The organism is Moorena bouillonii PNG (assembly GCF_001942495.1).
Taxonomy (GTDB): Bacteria; Cyanobacteriota; Cyanobacteriia; order Cyanobacteriales; family Coleofasciculaceae; genus Moorena; species Moorena bouillonii.
In genome coordinates, this window is the sequence record NZ_MKZS01000008.1 from 1 (window position 1) to 2,837 (window position 2,837).

The window sequence follows — 2,837 nt, forward strand, 5'->3', positions numbered from 1 at the left end:
TTTGAAGACGAGTCAGTGAGGTGACTCACTGGCTTAGTTTAATCACCCTGGCTGAGAGATTCGGCAAAGCCGACACTTCGTGAACAGCTTGCATTGGCGGGCTAAAGTTGGCTTTGGTAGACTTTGGTAGCTAAAAAGTATCGGAGTTATGGACGCAACATTAAGGTAATGTTTCCCATGGTTTCCTCAGTAGAAGAGGTAAGGGCTGCTAAGGAAATCCTAGCAGAGGCTAAAGCCGAGTTGCGCCAAGAAGGGTATAGTTTTAATGCACAGATGCCAGTGGGGATTATGGTAGAAGTCCCCGCAGCAGTAACCATGGCTGATCAGTTAGCCGCTGAAGTGGACTTTTTCAGCATTGGTACTAATGATTTGAGTCAATATGTCATGGCCGCTGACCGTACTAATCCCAAGGTGGCCAAGCTAGCTGATGCCCTTGAACCGGCTGTGCTACGGATGATTCAGCAAACGGTAACTGTTGCTCATCAAGCAGGGATTCCAGTTAGTGTCTGTGGTCAGTTGGCATCAAATCCAGTAGGGATACCGATTTTATTAGGGTTGGGTGTGGATGAGTTGAGTGTGAATCCACCTGCGATCGCTACTGTGATTTCAGTTATTTCACAATTGAGTATCAACCAGGCCGAGATGCTTGCTGGTGAGGTGTTGCAGCTAGATTCGGCTCTTGCGGTTAGAGAGTATATTAGACTTCTTGCAGAAGTCGGGAACAGGGAACAGCGATGCAGCGCGGTCTTGGGGGTTTCCCCCATGAGCGACTGCATCAAGACGGGAACAGGGAACAGTGGACAAGAATTGACGTGAACACTATCAGAAAAGTACTTTTGCCAGGTCGGTTTGAGTCTTGGCAGGAGTGATACAGCGCTATAAACAAGGCAACAGGCAACAGGCAACAGGCAACAGGCAAAAAAAAAGAGAGCCGTGTTACTGACTCTCTCGATCATCAGGGTGCATCTTATATTTCAAATATACCTGATAAAATGAGGGGTGTCACCCCTCACTGCAAAAATCAGCCAAATGGCTTAATTGGTAAGTTGTTACTGCTATAGCAGAAGTCAGAAGTTAGAAGTCAGAAGTCAGAAGTAAAACTCTTGCGCTTACTTAGGTTTGAGACTTTTGTCATGTCCGCGCCTGCCCTGGCGACTGCTATAACCTGATCTCTCTCACCAGACAGGGATTTAGATTTGAACAGTTATAGCGCTACGCGCAATGGCATTGGCATGCATGCTAGAGGCAAAAGTTAACTAAAACAGCTTAATCGGTAGTGCTATAAACTTAGGAAGCAAGACCAAACCCAGATTTATGTTCGAGGAACAACCCCAAGCACTACAGCAAAAGGTCAAACTCTTGGCATCGGAATCAATTCGCCAAGATAATCCATCTCAATGGTTTGAGGTTTTATATTCCGAAGCTAATGGGGATTCGGGGCAAATACCTTGGGCGCGTAATACACCCCATCCCTATCTACAGGATTGGTTAGAGCATAATACACCCCAAGGGTCGGGTCGCTCTGCCCTAGTGGTTGGTTGTGGGTTAGGGGATGATGCTGAAGCGTTGGCGCAGCAGGGTTTCCAAGTGACTGCCTTTGATATTTCCCCGACTGCGATCGCATGGTGCCAAAACCGATTTCCCGATTCCCAGGTCAATTACCAGGTGGCGGATTTATTCGCGTTAGAGCCAGCATGGCATCACAAATTTGATTTTGTCTTTGAATGCCGTAATATCCAAGCCTTACCCCTCAAGGTCCGGTCAACTGTTATGAATGCGATCGCATCCTTAGTTGCCCCAGGAGGAACCCTCTTAGTGATCACTCGATTTCGGGATAGCGACACTGAACCGGATGGTCCCCCTTGGCCGTTGTCCAATACAGAACTAGCTTACTTTCAGGAATTGGGCTTAGTCGAAATTCATCGTGATACTGTCCCAGAATCACAGGATGATCCGATTCCACGGTTGCGCATTCAATATACTCGCCATGGTTCGTAAACGCTTAATTATTGAAATGGGAATGGGAGTAGACCAACACGGTCAAGACCCAACCGTAGCAGCAGCAAGAGCTGTACGCAACGCTATTGCTCACAATGCCTTGCCTGGTGTTTGGGAAGTAGCTGGTTTAGAGCATCCCAATCAAATGATAGTTGAAGTTCAAGTCGCCGTGCCTTACCCAGAGCAAGTCCGGGAAAATGAAGTACTGGCTGTACTCCCTTTTGGTCAGAAAACTCTATCCCTTGAGTCCGGTGGAATGGTGGTTCAAGGCAGGGCGATTCCAGAACTTAATGATAAAAATGATGAGATGCTGATTGCTGTTGCAGCGGTTACTGTTTTCGTGGATAGTGATTAGCTAAGCTATCAGCTTAAGCGCTACGCGCACGCTACGCGAACAGCTATCAGCATTCAGCTATAGCGTTTTCAAACGAGTTGTAAAATCAGAGATTGTCGAAAAAGGCAATAGGCATGCTAGCAATAGGCAATAGGGGCAAGAGCTCCATCGTTTTTTAATAAAATCAAATAAGACCTTCTCAGTTTACATCTCAAATGAAAATGCTATAGCGTTTCTAGGACTCATGAGGTACAGTTTTCTTTGACGTTGATTCCCTTTGAGGTGCGCTCTTACCATTAAGAATTAAATTCGCGCTTATTGTCGCACCTCTTAATGCAGCGCATCCCTATTCCCTCTTATCTCTTCCCTGTTCCCGATTCCCGATTCCCGATTCCCGATTCCCGATTCCCTATTCCCTATTCCCTATTCCCTATTCCCTATTCCCGATTCCCGATTCCCGATTCCCGATTCCCGATTCCCGATTCCCGATTCCCGATTCCCGATT

At 46.8% G+C, this 2,837-nt stretch carries 2 protein-coding genes and 1 pseudogene; all 3 read left to right on the plus strand.

Annotation, left to right across the window (positions count from 1 at the left end):
* Positions 1-144 precede the first annotated feature (144 nt).
* Positions 145-699 (plus strand): annotated as a pseudogene (locus BJP37_RS34000) (aldolase/citrate lyase family protein); the annotation flags it as partial.
* A 615-nt stretch (positions 700-1,314) separates the two neighbouring features.
* Positions 1,315-1,998, plus strand: coding sequence for a class I SAM-dependent methyltransferase (locus tag BJP37_RS34005; protein WP_075906813.1), 684 nt, complete (start codon positions 1,315-1,317; stop codon positions 1,996-1,998).
* Positions 1,988-2,353 carry a Lin0512 family protein gene (locus BJP37_RS34010; protein WP_075906815.1) on the plus strand — a complete coding sequence of 122 codons (366 nt, stop codon included), beginning with the start codon at positions 1,988-1,990 and terminating at the stop codon, positions 2,351-2,353. The genes BJP37_RS34005 and BJP37_RS34010 overlap by 11 nt, the downstream gene beginning before the upstream one ends.
* The last annotated feature ends 484 nt before the right edge of the window (positions 2,354-2,837 follow it).

Excerpts from the sequence above, each read along its gene's own strand:
- BJP37_RS34005 (WP_075906813.1), top strand. The coding sequence starts at position 1,315 with ATGTTCGAGGAACAACCCCAAGCACTACAGCAAAAGGTCAAACTCTTG.
- BJP37_RS34010 (WP_075906815.1), top strand. The coding sequence starts at position 1,988 with ATGGTTCGTAAACGCTTAATTATTGAAATGGGAATGGGAGTAGACCAA.